The sequence below is a fragment of the Paraburkholderia sp. CNPSo 3272 genome (assembly GCF_024206495.1).
Lineage (GTDB): Bacteria > Pseudomonadota > Gammaproteobacteria > Burkholderiales > Burkholderiaceae > Paraburkholderia.
Map to the genome: position 1 here is coordinate 191,262 of NZ_JAMBPQ010000009.1, position 18,531 is coordinate 209,792.

General features: G+C 65.5%; 16 protein-coding genes. All 16 read left to right on the top strand.

What is annotated here, in order from left to right; all coding sequences use genetic code 11:
* Positions 1-18: 18 nt before the first annotated feature.
* Positions 19-978 carry an HlyD family secretion protein gene (locus M3I53_RS14380; protein ID WP_254316575.1) on the top strand — a complete coding sequence of 320 codons (960 nt, stop codon included), beginning with the start codon at positions 19-21 and terminating at the stop codon, positions 976-978.
* A 282-nt stretch (positions 979-1,260) separates the two neighbouring features.
* Positions 1,261-2,475, top strand: coding sequence for an MFS transporter (locus M3I53_RS14385; protein ID WP_254316576.1), 1,215 nt, complete (start codon positions 1,261-1,263; stop codon positions 2,473-2,475).
* 58 nt (positions 2,476-2,533) lie between these two features.
* Entirely contained in the window at positions 2,534-3,670 is a 1,137-nt protein-coding gene (locus M3I53_RS14390) for an alkene reductase (RefSeq protein WP_254316577.1), read from the top strand.
* Positions 3,671-3,715: 45 nt separating this feature from the next.
* Positions 3,716-5,002: a c-type cytochrome gene (locus M3I53_RS14395; RefSeq protein WP_254316578.1), complete on the top strand. Its 1,287-nt coding sequence runs from the start codon at positions 3,716-3,718 to the stop codon at positions 5,000-5,002.
* Positions 4,999-5,484 (top strand): (2Fe-2S)-binding protein, encoded by a 486-nt coding sequence (locus M3I53_RS14400; protein ID WP_254316579.1) that lies wholly within the window; start codon positions 4,999-5,001, stop codon positions 5,482-5,484. Before M3I53_RS14395 ends, M3I53_RS14400 begins: the two co-directional genes overlap by 4 nt.
* Positions 5,481-7,745 (top strand): molybdopterin cofactor-binding domain-containing protein, encoded by a 2,265-nt coding sequence (locus M3I53_RS14405; protein WP_254316580.1) that lies wholly within the window; start codon positions 5,481-5,483, stop codon positions 7,743-7,745. Before M3I53_RS14400 ends, M3I53_RS14405 begins: the two co-directional genes overlap by 4 nt.
* 6 nt (positions 7,746-7,751) lie before the next feature.
* The gene (locus M3I53_RS14410; RefSeq protein WP_254316581.1) at positions 7,752-8,672 is read left to right on the top strand and encodes a LysR family transcriptional regulator; all 921 of its coding nucleotides are present in this window, start codon (positions 7,752-7,754) and stop codon (positions 8,670-8,672) included.
* A gap of 102 nt (positions 8,673-8,774) precedes the next feature.
* Positions 8,775-9,494, top strand: a complete 720-nt coding sequence (locus M3I53_RS14415; protein WP_254316582.1) for a TetR/AcrR family transcriptional regulator — start codon at positions 8,775-8,777, stop codon at positions 9,492-9,494.
* Between the two features lie 211 nt (positions 9,495-9,705).
* The gene (locus M3I53_RS14420) at positions 9,706-10,722 is read left to right on the top strand and encodes an XdhC family protein (protein ID WP_254316583.1); all 1,017 of its coding nucleotides are present in this window, start codon (positions 9,706-9,708) and stop codon (positions 10,720-10,722) included.
* Positions 10,723-10,858: 136 nt separating this feature from the next.
* Positions 10,859-11,992, top strand: coding sequence for an NADH:flavin oxidoreductase/NADH oxidase (locus M3I53_RS14425; RefSeq protein ID WP_254316584.1), 1,134 nt, complete (start codon positions 10,859-10,861; stop codon positions 11,990-11,992).
* Between the two features lie 138 nt (positions 11,993-12,130).
* Positions 12,131-12,625, top strand: coding sequence for a VOC family protein (locus tag M3I53_RS14430; protein WP_254316585.1), 495 nt, complete (start codon positions 12,131-12,133; stop codon positions 12,623-12,625).
* A gap of 1 nt (position 12,626) precedes the next feature.
* Positions 12,627-13,850: an FAD binding domain-containing protein gene (locus tag M3I53_RS14435; RefSeq protein ID WP_254316586.1), complete on the top strand. Its 1,224-nt coding sequence runs from the start codon at positions 12,627-12,629 to the stop codon at positions 13,848-13,850.
* 80 nt (positions 13,851-13,930) lie between these two features.
* The gene (locus M3I53_RS14440; RefSeq protein WP_254316587.1) at positions 13,931-14,293 is read left to right on the top strand and encodes a DUF485 domain-containing protein; all 363 of its coding nucleotides are present in this window, start codon (positions 13,931-13,933) and stop codon (positions 14,291-14,293) included.
* Positions 14,290-15,930 (top strand): cation acetate symporter, encoded by a 1,641-nt coding sequence (locus M3I53_RS14445; RefSeq protein ID WP_254316588.1) that lies wholly within the window; start codon positions 14,290-14,292, stop codon positions 15,928-15,930. The genes M3I53_RS14440 and M3I53_RS14445 overlap by 4 nt, the downstream gene beginning before the upstream one ends.
* A 305-nt stretch (positions 15,931-16,235) precedes the next feature.
* Positions 16,236-16,700: a LysR substrate-binding domain-containing protein gene (locus M3I53_RS14450; protein WP_254316589.1), complete on the top strand. Its 465-nt coding sequence runs from the start codon at positions 16,236-16,238 to the stop codon at positions 16,698-16,700.
* Between the two features lie 107 nt (positions 16,701-16,807).
* A complete protein-coding gene (locus M3I53_RS14455) occupies positions 16,808-18,277 on the top strand; it encodes a winged helix-turn-helix domain-containing protein (protein WP_254316590.1) in 1,470 nt (489 codons plus the stop codon).
* The last annotated feature ends 254 nt before the right edge of the window (positions 18,278-18,531 follow it).

Below are 18,531 nucleotides of genomic sequence, written 5' to 3' on the forward strand. Positions count from 1 at the left end.
CACACTGTGTGACCCACGATGAATACCCGAACCCTCCTGCGCGCCGCCACCACGCTCGTGCTGCTCGCCGTGTCCATCGCGCTCGTGCGAGCGCTGTGGCTCGACTACATGTTCTCGCCCTGGACGCGCGACGGACGCGTGCGCGCCAAGGTCGTGCAGATCGCAACCGACGTGTCCGGTCTCGTGAGCGACGTGCGCGTGCGCGACAACCAGTACGTGCACAAGGGCGACGTGCTGTTCGTGCTCGACCCGGCGCGCTTTCAGTACGCCATCGCCCAGGCCGATGCCGACCTCCAGCGCGCCCAGGCGCAACTCGCCGAAACGAAGGCGCGCATGGCGGCGGCCCAGACCGAGTACGGGATGAAGCGCGCCCAGGCCGCGCGCCGCGCAAGTCTCGCTGGCGACGCGATTTCCGAGGAAAACCGCGCCGACGCCGATTCGCTCGCCCTGCAATCCCAATCGTCCTATGAAGGCGCGGCGGCAGCGTACGCGTCGGCGCAGGCGCAGGTGAAGGCGGCCCAGGTTGCGCAGCGCACGGCCGTGCTCAACCTCGCGCGCAGCGAGGCGCACGCCCCCGCCGACGGCTATATCACCAACCTCGACCTGTACCCCGGCGACTTCGCGAGCGCGGGCGTCGCGCGCGTGGCGCTGATCGACGCGCATTCCTTTTGGGTGTACGGCTATTTCGAGGAAACGAAACTGCCTTCGGTGCGGGTGGGTGACCCGGCGCAGGTGCGTCTGCTCTCGGGCGGCACACCGATCGATGGACACGTGGAGAGCCTCGCCAGCGGCATTGCCGATCGCGACAACCCCACGAGCCGCGGCGACCTGCTCGCCGACGTCAATCCGATCTTTACGTGGGTACGCCTCGCGCAGCGCGTGCCCGTGCGGATTCATCTCGACCGTGTGCCCGAGGGCGTCAAGCTGGCCATGGGCATGACCTGCACGGTGACGCTCGCGCCGCCGGCGCGGCCCTAAGCGCTCACCCAGCGCTTGCCGAACCGGCGTCGTGCGAATCCGAAAAGCGGGCCGCCGGCCGCAAACACAGGCTTTCCGGCGTGCGCACACTGCGCCTGAAACCGCGTTTTCATTGCGATTTTTGCAACGTGGGGTTGCGTGGCGTCCGGCTTCCGCAGGGCTGGCGCCTCTTCTAACCTTCCGATCTGACAAATGTTGCCCTTTATCCGCGCCAGAGGTCGGCGGCGGCGAATACGGGGTCCCGCCTCGCCAGACCGGGAGGCCATCGTTCAAGGAGTTAGCATGTCCACGCCCTCACGGACCCTCGACGGCAAAAGCGAAACGGTCCGGCTCACGTCGGGACTCGTCGCACTGTTCGCCTTCGCCTGCGGCGCCATCGTCGCGAACCTGTACTACGCGCAACCGATCACGCTGCTGATCGGCACCTCGCTTCATATGTCCGGCGACACCGCAAGCCTCGTCGTCTCGCTCACGCAGATCGGCTATGCGCTCGGGCTGTTCTTCATCGTTCCGCTCGGCGACCTGCTGGAAAACCGCAAGCTCATGATCGCGACCGCACTGGTCTCGATCGCGAGCCTCGCGGCGGCCTCGGTCGTGCATTCGGCGAGCTGGTTTCTCGTGCTCTCGTTTCTGATCGGCTTCAGCTCCGTCGCCGTGCAGATCCTGATTCCGCTCGCGGCGCACCTCGCGCCCGACCACTCGCGCGGACGCATCGTCGGCACCATCATGGGCGGCCTGCTGCTCGGCGTGCTGCTCTCGCGCCCGCTCGCGAGCGTGGTCGCCGACCACCTGGGCTGGCGCGTGGTGTTCGGCGGCGCCGCGGTTCTGATGGCGCTCGTCACGGCCGTGCTCGCGCTCACGATCCCGCAGCGCCGTCCCGAGCATCGCGCCACCTACCTCGAACTGCTCGGCTCGCTCATCGCGCTTACGCGCAGCCTGCCCGTGCTGCGTCACCGGGCGCTCTACCAAGGCCTCATGTTCGCCACGTTCAGCCTCTTCTGGACGGCGGTGCCGATCGAATTGACGCGTCAGTACGGCCTCACGCAGTCGGAGATCGCACTGTTCGCACTCGTGGGCGCGATCGGCGCCACCTCCGCACCGGTGGCGGGACGCCTTGCCGACGCCGGTCATTCCGTGCGCGCCACGCTCGTCGCCCTGAGCACGGCCGCGCTGTCGTTCCTGCCCGCGCTCGTGCATCCCGCATGGGGCGTGTTCGGCCTCGTCGTCACCGGCATCACGCTCGACTTCGCCGTGCAAATGAACATGGTGCTCGGCCAGCGCGAGATCTATGCCCTGCATGCGTCGAGCCGCAACCGCCTCAACGCACTTTACATGACGAGCATCTTCGTGGGCGGCGCGATCGGCTCGGCGCTCGCCAGCACGCTGTTCGAGCGCGGCGGATGGACGCTCGTTGCCAGCGTTGCCCTGGTTTTCCCGCTCATCGCGTTCGTCCACTTTCTGTTTGTCGGACGCGCCCACGTGCGCAGCAGCCGATAGAACGCGCAGTTCGTACCCGCAGTTCAATTTCGAGAACGTGCCTCATAGGAAACTCGCCATGTCGTCCTTGCTTACTCCTTACGATCTGTCCGGCCTCGCGCTGCCCAACCGCGTCGCCATGGCGCCCATGACGCGCGCCCGCGCGCCGCATCGCGGCGAAGCCACCGCGCTGATGGCTCGGTATTACGCGCAGCGCGCGTCGGCGGGCCTCTTGATCAGCGAGGCGACGAACGTCAGCCCGCACTCCGCCGCGTTCGAACTCGCGCCGGGCCTCGTGACTGATGCCCAGGTTGAGGCCTGGAAGCCCGTGACCGAAGCGGTTCACGCGAAGCACGGCCGCCTCTTCACGCAACTCTGGCATAGCGGCCGGGTCAGTTCGATGGCGCTGCTCGACGGCAATCAGCCGCTCTCGCCCTCGGGGCTCAACGACGACCTCGAACAACTGCAGGTGTGGGGCCAACTGCAAAACGGCTACTACACGAAGATCCACGCCACGCCCTCGCGCGCCATGACGACCGACGAAGTCATCCAGGCCATCGCCGAGTACAAGCGCGCCGCCGTCAATGCGCTCGCCGCCGGTTTCGATGGCGTCGAAATCCACGCCGCCAACGGCTATCTGCTGCATCAGTTCCTCTCGTCGACAACGAATACGCGCGACGACCAATTTGGCGGCTCGCTCGCCAACCGCGCGCGCTTTCTCGCCGAAGTCGTCAAGGCCGTGGGCGAAGTCATGCCGCTCGCGAAAGTGGGCGTGCGCGTTTCGCCGTACGCGGGCTACAACAACGTGCGCGACGCGAACCCCGATGGCACCTACGCCTACGTCGCGCGGATGCTCGACGAAGCGGGCATTGCGTATCTGCATGCGGCCGACACGAACGGCTGGAGCGGCCAACCCGACTTGCCCCGCATGATCGGGACCCTGCGCCCCGCGTTCCAGGGCACGCTGATGCTCAACGGCTCCATCACGCCTGCGGCGGCCGATCGCCTGATCGCCACGGGCGACGCGGATCTCGTCGCGTTCGGCCGCGCGTATATCGCGAACCCGGACCTCGTCGAGCGCATCGCCGCGAACGTCGAACTGGCCGCGCCGCGCCCCGTGGGCTGGTATGGCGGGGACAACGTCGGCTATGTCGATTACCCGCCGCATGGCGCCCCCTCCGGCGAACCGGCTGCGGCGGACGCCCTCTCCTCGTGAAGCCTTCCCCCAAAGCGCTCATGAACGAGGCAACGAGGAGATAGCATGAATCGCAAACGCATTGCGCTGGCCGTTGGCGCGCTCGCGGTCGTGGGGCTGGCGGTGGCGGGCGCCATCATGTACGAGCCTGCCATCGCGCCCATCACGCCCCCGTCCCCCGACAGCTTCGACGCCCAGCTCAAGCAGGAAGGTGTGCGCGTGGTCGCCCTGGGCGACTGCGTGGTGTGCCACACCGCGAAGAACGGCAAGCCGTTCGCGGGCGGCCTGCCGCTCGCCACGCCGTTCGGCACGATCTACGCGACGAACATCACGCCCGACCCGCAAACGGGCATCGGCAACTGGTCGGAGGCGGCGTTCGCCCGCGCCCTGCGCCACGGCATCGCGCGCGACGGGCACCAGCTTTATCCCGCCTTTCCGTACGTGCACTTCACGCACATGACCGACCATGATGTTTCGGCGGCCTACGCCTACCTGATGAGCCGCGAGCCGGTGCAGGCCACCGCGCCCGCGAACGCACTCATCTTTCCGCTGAACTTCCGCCCGCTCGTGGCCTTCTGGAATGTGCTGTTCCTACACCCCGGCCCGCTCCAGCCGGACCCGGAGCCAGGCGCGCAATGGAACCGCGGCAAGCTGCTGGTGGACGGGCTCGGCCACTGCGCGTCGTGTCACTCGCCGCTCAACGCCATTGGCGGAGAAAAGTCGGGGCAGGCGTTCGACGGCGGCATTGTCGACGGCTGGGAAGCGCCTCCCCTCAACGCGCTCTACGGCGCATCAAGGCCGTGGACGCGCGAGCAGCTCGTCACGTACCTGCGCACTGGCCGCGCCTCCGAGCATGGCGCGGCCGCGGGCCCGATGCTGCCCGTCACGCGCGACCTCGCAACCGTGCCGCAGTCGGACGTCGAGGCGATCGCCAGGTACATCCTGTCGCTGCAAAAGGGCGAGCCGCCGCATCCGTCGCCAACGGTCGCGACGAGCACCTCGCATGAGGCTATACCGGCCGAGCAACGCGGTGCGGTGCTGTTCGCCGCATCCTGCGCGCAGTGCCACGGCAACGGCTCGCCCATGCAGACGATCGGCGAACGCCCCACGCTCGCCTTCAGCACGGCCGTCAACGCCGACACGCCGCGCAACGCGATCCAGATGATCCTGAACGGCATCAACTGGCACGGCGAGGACGCGATGAACTACATGCCCGCATTCAGCGGCGTTTATGACGACCGGCAGGTTGCCGATCTCCTCGCTTACGTGCGCGCAACGTGGTCCGCGAAACCCGCGTGGCCCGACGCCACCCCGCTCGTCGCCAAGCTCAAAAAGGAGGACAGTGCGCGATGATTACCCTGAATGTCAACGGCGTCCCGCACACGCTCGATATCGATCCGTCCACACCGCTGTTGTATGCACTGCGAAACGATCTCGAGCTGCACGGCGCGAAGTTCGGCTGCGGCCTGGGTCAATGCGGCGCGTGCACGGTGATCGTCGACGGCGAGGCCACGTTCTCCTGCCTCGTGCCGGTGAGCGCGATTGGCGCGCGCCCCGTACGCACACTCGAAGGACTGGGCAGCGCCGCGCATCCCGGAGCCTTGCAGAACGCCTTCATCAAGCACCAGGCGGCGCAATGCGGCTATTGCATCGCGGGCATGATCATGCGCGCCCAGGCGCTGCTCGACAAGAACCCGCACCCAGGCGAGCAGGAACTGCGCGATCACATGGAGCCGAATCTCTGCCGCTGCGGCACGCACATGCGCATTCTCGCAGCCGTGCGCGAAGTTGCAGGCATCGCTCAACCCCACACCGAAACGAAGGCGCAACGATGAGCCACCAGGACGATTTCGTCGACGAAGGCCGCCGCCACTTCATGATTTCGGGCGCGCTGTTCGTTGCCTTCAGCATGGCGCCGGGCGCAAAGGTGTTCGCCCAGGAGGTGATCGCCGACGAAGGCGCGGCGGTGCATGTCTCGAAGGAGACCCAGGCGCTCGCGGGCAGTCTCAAGACCAACCCGATGCTCGACGCGTGGATCAAGATCACGCCCGAAGGCAACGTCACCGTATTCACGGGCAAGGTCGAACTCGGCACTGGCGTGCGCACGGCGCTGCTCCAGGTCGCGTCGGAAGAACTGAACATGGCGCCCGCGCTCATCACCTTCCTGACCGCCGACACCGGCGCGTCGCCCGACGAAGGCCTGACCGCGGGCAGCCACACCATCGCGGATAGCGGGACGGCCTTGCTCAACGCCGCCGCCCAGGTGCGCGGACATCTTGTGGAAGCCGCCGCGAAGCACTTCAAGGTGGACAGCGCAACGCTCTTCGCGAACAACGCCGTGATCCGCGCGCGCGACGGCCGAATGATGAGCTATGGCGAGGCCGTCGGGCTCGTCAATCTCCATCGCAGCGCCACGCCCGCCTCGCCGCTCAAGGACCCGAAAACGTTCCGCGTGATCGGAACCTCGCTGCCGCGCGTGGATATCCCCTCGAAAGTCACCGGCGGCATGAGCTACGTTCAGGACATGGCGTTGCCGGGCATGCTGCACGCGCGCGTGGTGATGCCGCCGGTCTACGACGCACGCCTCATGGCGTATGACGAAGCCACGGTCATGAAAATGCCGGGCGTGGTCAAGATCGTGCGCAACGGCAGCATGATGGCCGTCGTGGCGAAAGGCGAATGGCAAGCGGTCAAGGCGCAACGCGCGCTCGCCGCGGGCAGCACCTGGACGAATGGCCGCGCGCTGCCCGATCCGCACACGGTGCATCGCGACCTGAAAGTCATCTCGACGGAGCCGATCAAGATCGCGGATCACCACGCGCCCATGGCGCCCGCCGTCAAGACGCTCAGCGCACAGTTCACGAAGCGCTACATGATGCACGGCTCGATCGGTCCGTCGTGCTCGGTCGCCCTGTTCGACGGCACGCAGATGACCGTCTGGACGCATTCGCAAGGGGTGTATCCACTGCGAGAGGCGCTCGCCGAAATGCTCTCGCTGCCCAAGATGCAGGTGCGCTGCGTACACGTGGAAGGCTCGGGCTGCTATGGCCACAACGGCGCCGACGACGTGGCCGCCCATGCGGCACTGATCGCCGCGGCCATGCCGGGCCATCCGGTTCGCGTGCAATGGATGCGCGAACAGGAACATACCTGGGACCACTACACACCCGCCATGGTGACGGAGGTGAAAGCCGCGATCGACGCGAACGGCCGCATTGTCGACTGGAACTACGCGCTGTGGAGCAGCTCGCACAACGAGCGCATCGTCAACGCGGGGCGTCTGCTGCCCGCGCGCATGCTGGAAAAGCCATTCGTCTCCGCGCCCTCCACCCCGATGCTGCAACCCGAAGGCGGCGGCGACCGCAACGGCATTCCGCTTTACGTGTTGCCGAACATCTACGTGATGAACAACTTCTCGCCGACCATGCCGCTGCAAACCTCGGCCATGCGATCGCTCGGTGCGCACATGAACGTGTTCTCCATCGAAAGCACGATGGACGACCTCGCCCATATGGCCGGCCTCGATCCCGTCGAGTTCCGCTTGCGGCATCTCGACGACGAGCGCGCGAAGGATGTCATCAAGCTCGCCGCGAAACATTTCGGCTGGCCGCGCGCGCCGCGCGCCCGCAATCATGGCGTGGGCTTCGGATTCGCCAAGTACAAGAACCTCATGGGGTACGTGGCCGTTGCCGTTGAAATCTCGATCGAGCCGGAGACGGGCCAGGTGACGCTCGAACACGCGGAAGCGGCGGTCGATTGCGGGCAGATCGTCAATCCCGATGGCATCCGCAACCAGATCGAGGGCGGCATCATCCAGTCTGCGAGCTGGACACTGCACGAGTCCCTGCAATTCGACACACAGCGCATTCGCAGCTTCGACTGGGGCACGTACCCCATCCTGCGCTACTCGTCGGTACCGAAACAGATCAACGTGCACTTGATCGACCGCCCCGGCGCCCCCTTTCTCGGCGCGGCCGAAGCGGCCATGGGACCGACCGCCGGCGCGCTCGGCAACGCGCTGTTCGACGCGAGCGGCAAGCGCGTTCGCGACATGCCGCTGGCCGGCGACTCGCTGCGCAAGCTCATCGAGGTGTGAACGACCATGGATACGCTATTGTCGATGCGCGTGTTCGCACGCATCGTCGAAACCGGCAGCTTCACCCGCGCGGCCGAACTCACGGGGCTCACTACGCCGCGCGTTTCCGCGCTCCTGCGGCAACTGGAGCAGCACTTGCGCTGCAAGCTGCTCAACCGCACCACGCGCCGTGTGTCGCCAACGGAAGACGGCAGCACCTACTATCAGCGCTGCGTTGCGGTACTGGGCGAGATCGACGACATGGAGGCCTCGCTGTCACGCGCGCGTGTCGCGCCCAAAGGCAAGCTGCGGGTCAACATGCCGACGGCCATGGCCAAACGCGTCGTGATTCCCGCTCTGCCCGAGTTCGTCGACCGCTTTGCCGATATCTCGATCGACCTGGCGGTCACCGACCGCCAGGTGGACCTCGTGGGCGAAGGCGTGGATTGCGTCGTGCGCGTGGGCGAATTACCGGACTCCGCCATGGTGGCAAGACGCATAGGCAGCATGTCCACCTGTACCTGCGCGACGCCCGCCTACCTGGAGCGGCACGGCACGCCCGAGAACGTGGACGACCTCACGCATCACAGCGCCGTCACCTACGTATCGGCGGACACGGGGCGCCCGCGCCCCTGGGAATATTCGGTGGACGGCGCGCGGCGCACGGTGCCCATGCGCGGAGCGATAGCAGTGAGCGACGCCGACGCGCAGGTCGAGTGCGCGCTCGCCGGTCTCGGCCTCGTCAAAACGTCGCTCTACCTCGTGGAGCCCGCCATTCGCGCCGGCCGGTTGCAGGAAGTGCTGGCCGACTTCAACACGCCGCCACGGCCGGTTTCCGTGGTGTATCCGCCCAATCGCCACATGCCACCGAAGCTGAAGGTGTTCATCGAATGGCTCTCGGCGCTCTACGCGGGCATTCCGGCGTTGCAGGGGCAGCGTCTTTCATGAGCGCGCTCTCACATGGGTACCGGAGGGCGAGGCATGGCGCCTGCTAGCCATCGGCGGACAATCTTTGTATGATCCCCACGACGCAACCAGTGGTGATCCAGCATGCCGCGAAAGAAAACGGAGGAAGCCGCGACGCCGCAAGCGCAACCGGCCACGGCGCGCCGCCTCGCGCCCGAAGTGCGCGAGCGGCAGATCCTGCTCAAGGCTGTCGACCACTTCGCCACGCACGGCTTTTCGGGCAGCACGCGCGAACTGGCGCGTCAGCTCGGGGTCACGCAACCCCTGCTCTACCGCTATTTCCCAAGCAAGGAAGCGCTCATCGACCGCGTGTACGACGAGGTCTACCAATGGGACTCGTCGTGGGAAAAGCTGATTCTCGACCGCACGATTCCCATTCAGGAGCGCATGGTCACGTTTTATCACGGCTATTCCCGCATCATCCTGCGCCGCGAGTGGATCCGTATTTTCATCTTCGCGGGGCTGACCAAGGAAGGCATCAACTCGAAATACCTCGCGCGCCTGCGCGAGCGCGTGTTCGTTCCCGTGATGAACGAGATTCGCGAGGCTTACGGCGTCGAGCCCGCGAACAGCGCGCAGCAACGCGCGGCCGATCTCGAACTGATCTGGAGCCTGCACGCCAGCATTTTCTATATCGGCGTGCGCAAATGGATTTACGGGCTGCCGGTTCCCGACGACCTCGAAGCCCAGATTGCCTTGCAGATCGATGCCTTCCTCAACGGCGTTCCGGCAGCGCTCAAGCATCTGCGGCACGCGCCCGCGGCAAAGTTGCCCCGCGCGAAACAGACGAAAACGGCGTCCTGACGCTGGCGTTCGTCATCGCGCTTCACGCGAGTGACGCCCGCGTTGACGCACTTACTTCGCATGTTGTTGCGCGATCCGAAACGCGGGATTGCATTGCCCGTAGATTCCGCGTCGCCGCGCCCTCCTTAAGCTACACGTTCCACTTCGCAAACAACCCGCGATGTCGCGCGTGCCCCGTGCGAATCGCGCCCTCATCATCCGGCAGGATCGTATGGACAGCGTGAACATGGAGGTAGTGAAAACGGCGGCCCGGTGGCTCGGCGAGCATCGCAGGGTTTTGCTGGTCACGGTCGTCAAGACGTGGGGCTCGTCGCCGCGGGCGCCGGGCTCGATGCTGGCGATCCGCGACGACGGGCTCGCGGCCGGTTCCGTGTCGGGCGGCTGTATCGAAGACGACCTGATTGCGCAGGTGCGCGCCTCGGGAATCGCGGCGGGAGCGCCGCGCGTGGTGCGCTACGGCATCACCGCCGACGAAGCCCACCGTTTCGGTCTGCCATGCGGCGGCACCCTCGAACTCGTGCTCGAAACCCTGGGCGTTGCGAGCCAGTTGCCGCAGCTACTCGATTCCCTGCAGGCCGGGCGGCTCCTGACCCGCACGCTCGATCTCGCCACGGGGGCCGTACGCATGGGCCCCGCATTCGCGACGGAGGGGCTGCGTTTTGACGGCGAGCGCCTGCACACGGTGCTCGGCCCGCGCTACCGCCTGCTCGTCATCGGCGGCGGCCAGCTCTCGCAATACTTCGCGCGCATGGCCGTCGGACTCGACTACCACGTGACCGTATGCGACCCGCGCGACGAATACGCCGATACGTGGGACGTGCCCGAAGCGAAGCTCGTGCGCGACATGCCCGACGACGCGGTGACCGCCATGCGGCTCGATGAGCGTAGCGCGGTCGTTGCGCTCACACACGATCCAAAGCTCGACGATCTCGCGCTGATGGAGGCGCTCAGGACGCCCGCGTTCTATATCGGCGCGCTGGGCTCGCGGCGCAACAACGACGCCCGGCGCATCCGCCTGCGCGAGTTCGATCTCGACGACGAGCAGATCGCCCGGATGAGCGGCCCCGCCGGCCTGCATATCGGCAGCCGCACGCCGCCCGAGATCGCCATATCGATACTCGCGGAGCTGACCGCCGCGAAAAACGGCGTGCTCGTGCCCGCGCACATGCGGGTGCGCTACGGCAAGGCAGAGGCGGCGAATCAAAGCGCGAGCAGTTGCGGTATCTAGCCCATATTGCGCTGCACGCAACGCCGCTTTCCACTTTGCCGTGATTCTCAGCGTGGCGCTCGCCGCGTAAGGTTTCGGTACGGGATTCGCGAGAGCGCGAATCCCGTACCGTCACACACTACGCAAAGGGATCGCCATGTCCAGCACGCTTTTCTCCCCCGTCGATGTCGGCCCGGTCCGCCTGTCCAACCGCATTGCCGTTTCACCCATGTGCCAGTACAGCGCCACGAACGGCGAAGCAAACGACTGGCACCTCATGAATCTCATGCAGCTCGGGATTTCAGACGCGGGACTGATCATGCTGGAGGCGACCGCCATCGAGCCGCGCGCGCGCATCACACACGGCTGCCTCGGACTCTATGACGACGCAACGGAAGCGGCGCTTGCCCGCGTCATGGCATCGGCGCTCGCGGTCGCGCCGCAAGGCGCGCGATGGGGCATCCAGCTTGGCCATGCGGGACGCAAGGCGTCGGCGCAACGGCCGTGGGAAGGCCGCGGCGCGCTCGGCGAGAACGAGCAGCCGTGGACGACCGAAGCCCCTTCCGCCATTCCTTTCGCCGCGGACTGGCACACGCCGCGCGCCATGACAACGAGCGACATCGCCCGGGTTCGTGAACACTTCGTCGAATCGGCGCGGCATGCCGTGCGCCTCGGCTTCGACATCGTCGAGATCCACGCCGCACACGGCTACCTCCTGCACCAGTTCCTTTCGCCGCTTGCGAACCAGCGCGACGACGAATACGGCGGCAGCCTCGAAAACCGCATGCGCTTCGCGCTGGAGGTTGCCGATGCCGTGGCCGCCGCGCTGCCCGACCACGTGGCGCTCGGCTTTCGCATCACCGGCACGGACTGGCTGCCCGGCGGGATCACGGTGGAAGAAGCGGCGACGCTGGCCACGGCCCTGAAGGCGCGCGGCGTGAGCTACGTGTGCGTGACGTCGGGCGGCGTGGCGCACGCCTCGATCAAGGTTACGCCGGGCTATCAGGTGCCGCTCGCTGAGCACGTGAAGGCCGCCAGCGGCATCGTCACGCGAACCGTCGGCATGATCGTCGATCCGCATCAGGCCGAAGCCATCATCGCCGAAGGCCAGGCCGATATCGTCGCCATTGGCCGCGCGTTTCTGGACGACCCGCGCTGGGTCTGGCACGCCGCCGAACGCCTCGATGCGCTCGACGCGATTCAATACCCGCCGCAGTACGAACGCGCGGGCGCACCGCACTGGCGCGGAGCCGCCCTGCTGCGCCCTCACGATGCTCTGAGCCTCGCCTGATTCGAGCGATATGCCCCCAGGAGCGCATGCCCGCTCCAGGGTAAACACCCGCGCGTTTGCGCTTGGTAATCGGGCGAGTTCTTCCCTACAATTTATCAACCGATCAGTTATCGATCGATAAATTACGAGGAGCGTCTCATGCCGATTTCCCGGCTCGCCCACTACTCGATCCGCGCGACCGATCTCGAACGTTCGTGCCGGTTCTACGAACGTGTGCTCGGCTTCAAGCGCGGCTACCGCCCGCCCTTCGACTTTCCCGGCGCGTGGCTATACCGGGGCGGCGACGAAGCCGACTACGGCATCGTCCACATCATCGGCGTGGACGCGGACAACCCCGAGGGACTGGCCGCGTACCTGGGCGACAAGGCCCCGGTGGAAAGCGGCACAGGAACCGTCGATCACATCGCATTTCTTGCAACCGGCGTGCAGGCAATGTGGGAAACGCTGCGCGCCGAAGGGCTCGAATGGCGCGACCGCACGGTGCCGAGCCTCGGCCTGCATCAGATCTTCGTGGAAGACCCCTCGGGCGTCACCATCGAACTGAACTTCCCCGCCGCTGAAGTCGAACAAGGCGAGGCGAAAGCGTTGGCAGCATTGAACGAAACAAGCGATCTGGCAAAGGCAGGGAACTGAGATGAACGGCAAAACTACGAAGGGCACCGCGATCGTGGTGGGTGGCTCGCTTGGCGGCTTGTTCGCCGCCAACCTGCTCGCACGTGACGGCTGGGCGGTAAAGATTTTCGAACGCGTGCCGGAAGCGCTCACGGGACGCGGCGCGGGCATCGTCACGCACCCGGAGCTGTTCGCGGCGCTGAGTGCGGCGGACATCCGCTTTGACGACACGATCGGCGTGAGCGTCGACAAGCGCGCCACATTCGATCAGGATGGCGAATTGATTTCCGCCTGCGCAATGCCTCAGGTGCTCACTGCATGGGGAAAAATGTATAGCGTGCTGCGCGGCTCGATCCACGACGCTCACTATTGCCCCGGCGTGTCGGTCGTGCGCGTGGACGAGGACGCCGAGCGCGCCACCGTCACGCTGGCAGACGGCGCGACGCACACGGCAGACCTCGTGATCGCGGCGGACGGCCTGCGCTCGGCAATTCGCGAGCAGTTTTTGCCGCGCGTGGCCTTGCAGTACGCGGGCTATGTCGCATGGCGCGGTCTGGTCGATGAAGCGGCCATTTCCGCGCCCACGCACGCGGCGCTCTTCGACAAGTTCGCGTTCTGCCTGCCCCCGCGCGAACAGATTCTCGGCTACCCCGTGGCCGGCCACGCCAACAGCACCCGGCCCGGCGAGCGGCGCTACAACTTCGTCTGGTACCGCGCGACCGACGAGCAGATAGCGCTTCGCGACATGCTCACCGACGCGTCGGGCAAGCGCTGGGAAGGCGGCATCCCGCCCACGCTGATTCGCGACGACGTGCTGGCCGACATGGAAGACGCCGCGCCTGCGCTGCTCGCGCCGCAGTTCGCCGAGATCGTGACGAAAGCCGCGCAGCCGCTCTTTCAGCCTATCTTCGATCTCGAAGTGCCGCGCATGGCCTTTGGCCGCGTCGCCCTGCTCGGCGACGCCGCGTTCGTGGCGCGCCCGCACTGCGGAATGGGCGTGACCAAGGCCGCGGGCGATGCGATGGAACTCGTCAAGGCGTTGCGCGAAGGCGCCGACGTGCGCGCTGCGCTGGAAGCCTATAGCGCCGTTCGCACGGAATTCGGGGCCGCCATCGTTCAGCATGCGCGCCACCTGGGCGCGTACATGCAGGCGCAGCTCAAGGATGAGTCCGAGCGCGAGATGGCCGAACGTTACCGCACGCCCGAGGCGGTGATGCGCGAGACGGCCGTTCCCTGGGCGGCTTGACGACACACGCACGGCGCACAACGGCGATGTACGACCAACGCGACGCCGCGCGAGCCAAACACGACATATACGGAGACAACGTGGAACACACTCTTTCCTCTCACGGCGCATACGGGCCCGAAGAGGCGGCGCTGCCCGCCGATCCCCCGCAAACACTGATCGGCAATCCCCGCTTCGCCGCGCTCGTGAAAAAGCGCCGGGCCTTCTCATGGGGACTCACCGCCTTGATGCTCAGCGCTTATTTCGCGTTCATCCTGTCGCTCGCGTTCAACGCGAAATGGCTCGGCATGCCAATCACGCAAGGCGAGCCGATGACCTGGGGGTTCCCGGTCGGCTTTGGCATGTTCGTGTTCACGTTCGCGCTCGTGGCCATCTATGTCGCACGTGCCAACGGCGTACACGACGCGATGGTCGAAGCCTGCGCCAAAGGAGAGAAGTCATGAAACGCCTGGCACTCCTCCTGTGTTATACGCTGGCGGCCCTGCCCGTCGCGGCGCAAGCCGCGCCGGCCTCGTCCATCGCGCAAGGCCACAATACCCTCGCCATCGGCATGTTCCTTATTTTCGTCGCCTCCACACTCTTCATCACCAAATGGGCGGCGCGCAGGAACAACAGCGTATCGGACCATTATGCGGCGGGCGGCAAGATCACCGCGCTCCAGAACGGCTGGGCCATTGCGGGCGACTACATGTCGGCCGCTTCGCTGCTCGGGATCTCCGCGCTGGTGTTTACGAGCGGCTACGACGGCTTGATCTACTCGATCGGCTTTCTCGCAAGCTGGCCGATTATTCTGTTCCTGATCGCGGAGCCGCTGCGCAACCTCGGCAAATACACGCTCGCGGACGTCGTGTCATGGCGCCTCGCGCAGCGCCCGATCCGTGCGTTCGCGGCGTCCAGTTCCATCGTCATCGTGCTGCTTTATCTCGTCTCGCAGATGGTGGGCGCGGGCAAGCTGATCGAACTACTGTTCGGCCTGCACTACAGCGTGGCCGTCGTGATGGTGGGCGTGCTGATGGTCGTTTATGTGTTCTTCGGCGGCATGCTCGCCACCACGTGGATCCAGATCATCAAGGCGGTGCTGTTGGTCGCGGGCGCGGCGTTCATGGCGTTCATGGTGCTCGCGCGCTTTGGCTTCAGCCTCAATGCGCTTTTTGCCCAGGCGGTTGCCGTGCATCCGGCGCATGACGCGATCATGCGGCCGGGCGGCCTGGTCTCCGATCCGGTTTCGGCCGTGTCGCTGGGCCTCGCGCTCATATTCGGCACCGCGGGTTTGCCGCATATCCTGATGCGCTTTTTCACGGTCCGCGACGTCAAGGCTGCGCGCACGAGCATTCTTTACGCTACGGGCATCGTCGGCATTGGCTACGCCCTCATCATCGTGATCGGCTTTGGCACGATTGCGCTCGTGGCGACGGACCCAAGCTATCACACGCCTTCGGGCGCGGTGATCGGCGGCGTCAATATGGTCGCGATTCATCTCGCGCACGCGGTGGGCGGCAACGTCTTTCTGGGCTTTATCTGCGCCGTTGCGTTCTCGACCATTCTTGCCGTCGTGGCGGGTCTCACGCTCGCGGGGTCCTCCGCGATCTCGCATGACCTCTACGCGAACGTGCTGCGCCGTGGCAAGGCTTCCGAGCGCGACGAAATGCGCGTCTCGCGCATCACCACCCTCGTTCTGGGCGTACTTGCCATTCTGCTCGGGCTCGCTTTCGAAAAGCAGAATATCGCGTTCATCGTCAGCCTGACGTTTTCGATTGCCGCAAGCTCGAATTTCCCGGTGCTGCTGTTGTCGATTTACTGGCGTGGCATGACCACGCGCGGCGCCGTGGCGGGCGGCACGATTGGACTCGCCGTAGCCGTGGCGCTGACCGTGCTCAGCCCAACGGTGTGGGTGCAGGTGCTCGGCCACGCTCACGCGGCTTATCCGTACGAATATCCCGCGCTCTTCTCGATGATCTGCGCTTTCGCGGGCACGTGGCTTTTTTCGGTCACCGACCGTTCAGCGCGCGCGCAACGCGAGCGCATGCTGTTCGATTCGCAAACCGTCAGATGTGAAATGGGCGCCACGCATGGTGCGTAAGCCTCTCAAGACACTCTCAACATAAAAACAGAATGAGACAGCGTATGGATTGCACGTGCTGTATTTCCCCGGCTCGCCGCCGTTTGCTCGGCGCACTGGGCGCGGTTGCCGGGGGAGCCGCACTCGGCGTGAGCGCCAAACCCGCGCAGGCGGCGCCAGCCGTGGCGGCGCCCATCACCGCACTATTACCCCGAATCGTACTGCGACCTCGTGGGTAAGGAAGGCTCGAATACGGCGGCAGTTTCGTGTGCGACGGGCACTCGTTCACCTTCAAGACACCGGCCGGCAGCCTGGGTCCGTTGCCGATGAAGTTCATCGACGTCGACCAACGACTAAAGCATTGTCGATCATACGGTCCTGAAGCGCCGGACAACCGCTCGCGGAATTCTTCGCGCAGCAAACGCAAACGGGCGACTGCTTCGTTGGCTGGTGCTTGCGTGCGGACAAAGCACGAATACGGCGCTATTGCCGCCGCCCAGGTCCTCCGTGCCGCGCAGGCCCCAGCGGGGGCTTTGATTGCCCGCTCAGCGGGTGTCGGACATCCACCTCGAATCGCGGGCGCCGCGGTTGGCGGCCAGGGCGTGGCCTTGCTGCCGAAATGGCTCGTCGCGCCCGACGTCGCGGCCGGTCGCCTCGTGAGGCTGTTCGAGGACAGCGAGATCACGGCCGACTCGGGCGAGGCATTCGTCTACGCGACCTACCTTCCCAACCGGCGCCTTTCGCGCAAAGTTCGCGCATTCATTCGATTTGTCGAGAGATTATCCATTTAGAAGGAAACACGCTACAAATTGCAATGAAGCGCGTTTACACTTGAGCACTCCATTGCGCCGTTCATTTTGTCGACGCGCCATTCAACATTAAAGAAGGGAGGCAGAACATGTACGTTTTCGGTCGAGTTTCGGTCTCCCTCGGGGGGCGTCAGGTATATCTCGATGGACAGCCGTTGGCGCTGGGCGCACGGGCGTTCGACATTCTCGAATTGCTCATTCGCGCCGAAGGCGCCATCGTGACCAAAGACGAGATCTTGCGGCTCGTCTGGCCCACGACCTTCGTTGTCGAAAATAATATTCAGGTCCATATTTCGGCGCTGCGCAAGCTGCTTGGCGAAGGATGGATTCGCACTGTCTCGGGGCGAGGCTATCGGCTCGTGCGCCCTTCGTCGCAGCCATCAAGCGCGTCGAGCACCGTTGAGGGTGCGGCCGTGCTGAAGCAGGATAGCGACAACCGCCAGCGCGCATGGGCGCTCGCCGGCCGTGAAGATCAGGCGCGCCGACTGTACGAACGGCTTCGGCACGAATCGCTCATCACGGTCACCGGGCCCGGCGGCGTGGGTAAAACGCGGCTTGCCCTCACCGTGGCGAAAGCGTGGGCCGAGGACAATCGCGCCGCTTTTTGCCACGTCGATTTCGCCGACCATATCGATCGCTGTTCCTGCTATGCGGAACGACTGCCTATGCTGTTGCAGGAACTTCGCGACGGCAGCGCCGGGATTGCGGAAATCGCGGGCGAAATTGGCGATCGGCGCATCGTGCTCGTGCTGGACAATTGCGAGCGTGAAGTGGAGAGCGTCGCCGCACTATGCGAGTGCATTCTCGCCGCGAACCGCAACGCGGTGCTGCTCGCGACCAGCCGCGAGCCGCTGCGCGCAAAGGGCGAATACCTTCACACGGTACCGCCGCTTTCACTGCCCCATGAAGGTGCGGACGAAGCGGCCATTCTCGCCAGCGGTGCCGTTACGATGTTCTTCGATCGCGCGAGAGCCACGGGAACCGAATTTCCGCAAAACCCGCAAACACTCGCGGCAATCGCCGATGTTTGCCGGCGCCTGAGCGGCCTGCCGCTCGCGCTCGAACTCGCGGTTGCGCGCGCCGCGTTGCTGGGCGCACAGGCGCTCGCGCATGAGCTACAGGGTTCTGCTTTGGGTCTCGCCGGCGGGTCGCGAACCGCGCATCCTCGCCAGCGCACCCTGCGCGCTTCGATCGAATGGAGCTATCTCCAGCTTGGCGCAGCCGAACGCGCGGTGCTGCATCGTCTGGCCGCTTTCGAGGCGCCATTCGACCTGGCCAGCGCCTGCAAAGTCGCCGCTGTCGACGGCATTCAGCGCGACACGGCTTTGGAATGCGTACACGGGCTCGCCGCAAAGTCGCTGCTGACTTTGCACTCCGAAGGGGCGAACCGGCTCTACTCGCTCTTTCCCATCGTTCGCGCCTACGCTGCCGAGCGGATGGCCGAGTCCGGGAAGCGCGTTCCCCTTGCGCCGCAAAGCCCGCTTTCGAGCGCCCTTGCACCGGATTGCGCGAACATTCGATCACTGCGCCACTCGAACAGCAAGCTGTACTCGCATTAACGGCGGGTTCAGCGGGTTCTGAATTAGTCTGCCCCACATTTCAGCACGCCGGCGATTTTCCCCAACACTACGCTAATGATTGAGCCGCCTTGCTCAATCATTACGACAACGCCTGCATTCGCTAAAAATCCTTAAGTGTTATGAACGCAGGCGGCAATCGCTGGATATCCCGAAACCTGTCCTCCATACTGCGGCTTACGCGCGAGGAATACGCTATTCCAGTATTCCTTGAATACTTCTCCACGAGGTTCTTG